We start from the raw sequence: 2,281 nt of genomic DNA on the forward strand, positions 1-2,281 counted from the left end.
GGGGGCGGGCGCGCCGCCGTGTGGCAGGGTGCCCGGGTGAGCCAGCCGCGTCCCGACCTGCCCTTCCCGCTGAGCGGCCTCGCGGCCCGGATGGGCATCGAGTTCCTCGAGGCCGCGCCCGAGCGGCTGGTGGCGACGATGCCCGTGGAGGGCAACACGCAGGTGGTGGGCCTGCTGCACGGCGGCGCGAGCTGCGTGCTGGCCGAGACGCTGGGCTCCGTGGGCGCGATGCTGCACGTCTGGCCGGGCGCGGTGGCGGTGGGCACCGACATCAACGCCACCCACCACCGCAGCACCTCCTCGGGGCTGGTGACGGGCACGGCCACCGCGCTGAGCCTGGGCCGCACCCTGTGCAGCCACGAGGTCGTCATCACCGACGAGGAGGGCCGCCGGCTGTGCACCGCGCGGATCACCAACCTCGTCCGGCCGGTGCCCGCCGGGACCTGAGCGCGCTCACCGGCCCGCCGCGCTCACCAGCCGGTGGTGCCCGGTTCCCCCTTGAACGGGCCCACGACGTCGTCGGTGATCCAGCCGCCGTAGAAGCCGCCGGCCTGCGGGCGCACGAGCTCGCCGTCGAGGCGGCAGCTCGTGACCCGGCCCGGGTAGAGGGCCACCGCACCGACGAGCCCCTCGTAGCCGGGCGCGGGGTCCGGGTAGGTCCAGCCGGCGTCGGCGGCCAGCAGCCGGCCGTCGGGGTCGACGAGGTCCACGTAGCGCGCCTGGCCCTTGAACTCGCACCAGCTGCGCCCCGCCGCCGGGCGCAGCAGCCGCGCGTCCAGGTCCTCGGCCGCGACGTAGTGCACCGGCGGGTGGCTCGTCTCCAGCACCCGCCAGCTGCGGCGGGTGTCGGCCAGGAGGAGCGGGCCGTCGCCGTCCGCGCCGGGCGGGCCGGCGGTGATGCGCACGTGGCGGGTGCTGCGCTCCAGGCGCGGGGGGCGCGGGTAGTCCCAGACGGACTCCTGGCCGGGACCGGGGGGCACGGGGACGGGCACGTGCCCATCCTGCGCGGGCGGTCGCGCCGCCGCACCGCGGGCGGGGCGCGGTGGACGAGGAGCTGCTCGGGGTGCCGGGCCGGGAGCTGCTGCACGCCGCGGCCGGGCCGGGGCCGGACCGGCCGGCGCGCCTCACCCGTGGGGCAGGTGCTCCCAGCAGGCTGCCACGCGCTCGCGCCACCACCGCACCCGCTCCGGCGCCGCGGCGTGCCCGGCGAGCAGCTCCCCGGTGGGCTCCACCGGCCCCACGGCCAGCTCCCCCGCCACCGGCACGCGCGGCTCGGCCACGACGTCGGCGGCCAGCAGCGCCACCGTGCCCAGCCCGCACGCGAACGGCAGCTCGGGCAGGGCCGCGGCCAGCGCCACCCCGGCCGCGATGCCCACGGAGGTGTCCAGGGCGCTGGACACCACCACCGGCAACCCGCACGCGGCCGCCACCGCCAGCGCGGGGCGCACCCCGGCGAGCGGGGCGACCTTGAGCACGACGACGTCGGCGGCGCCGGCGGCGACCACCCGCAGCGGGTCCTCCGCCCTGCGGATGCTCTCGTCGGCGGCCAGCGGCACGTCGAGGCCCGCGCGGGCCAGCCGCAGCCGCAGCGCCGCCAGCTCCTCCAGCGTGGCGCAGGGCTGCTCGGCGTACTCCAGCCCCACCGGCGCCAGGGCGGCGAGGGCTCGCGCGGCGTCGTCGACGGACCAGGCGGCGTTGGCGTCGACGCGGATCCGGCCGGCCGGGCCCAGCACCTCCCGCACCGCCCGCACCCGCGCCACGTCGTCGCCGAGGTGCTGCCCGGCCTCGGCGACCTTCACCTTCGCCGTCGTGCAGCCGTCGTAGCGGGCCAGCACCGCCGGCACCTGCGCGGCGGGCACGGCGGGCACGGTGGCGTTGACGGGCACCGACGTGCGGCGCGGCGGCGGCCAGCCCGTCCAGGCGGCCTCGAGCGCGGCCGCCAGCCAGCGCGCGGACTCCGCGGGGCCGTACTCGGGGAAGGGGGCGAACTCCCCCCAGCCGGCGGGGCCGCGCACCAGCAGCGCCTCGCGGTGCTCCACGCCGCGGAAGCGGGTGCGCAGCGGCAGGTCGACGACGCGGGCGGCGGCGAGGACGTCGTCGAGGGCGGGTGGGGCGCTCACCGCGCGGGACCGCCGCCGGCGGTGTCCTGGCCGTCGTGGGCGGTGGTGTCCTGGCTGCCGTAGGCGGTGGTGTAGTCGTCCAGCGCCCGCACCACGGCCGCGGCCAGGGCTGCGCCGATCCCCGCCGCGGTGAGCGCCCCGACCGGCTCCTCGCCGCGGCG

Annotated in this window: 3 protein-coding genes; 1 reads left to right on the forward strand and 2 read right to left on the reverse strand. The window is 79.5% G+C overall.

What is annotated here, in order from left to right; genetic code table 11:
• Positions 1-36: 36 nt before the first annotated feature.
• Positions 37-447, forward strand: a complete 411-nt coding sequence (locus ABEB16_RS19120) for a hotdog fold thioesterase (RefSeq protein WP_345713799.1) — start codon at positions 37-39, stop codon at positions 445-447.
• Between the two features lie 23 nt (positions 448-470).
• Here ABEB16_RS19120 and ABEB16_RS19125 read toward each other — a convergent pair whose 3' ends face one another.
• Positions 471-992 carry a DUF427 domain-containing protein gene (locus tag ABEB16_RS19125; RefSeq protein ID WP_345713797.1) on the reverse strand — a complete coding sequence of 174 codons (522 nt, stop codon included), beginning with the start codon at positions 990-992 and terminating at the stop codon, positions 471-473.
• A gap of 132 nt (positions 993-1,124) precedes the next feature.
• Positions 1,125-2,120 carry an o-succinylbenzoate synthase gene (locus ABEB16_RS19130; RefSeq protein ID WP_345713798.1) on the reverse strand — a complete coding sequence of 332 codons (996 nt, stop codon included), beginning with the start codon at positions 2,118-2,120 and terminating at the stop codon, positions 1,125-1,127.
• Positions 2,121-2,281: the final 161 nt, after the last annotated feature.

The sequence above is a fragment of the Kineococcus glutinatus genome (assembly GCF_039542765.1).
In the GTDB taxonomy this organism is placed as follows: Bacteria; Actinomycetota; Actinomycetes; order Actinomycetales; family Kineococcaceae; genus Kineococcus_A; species Kineococcus_A glutinatus.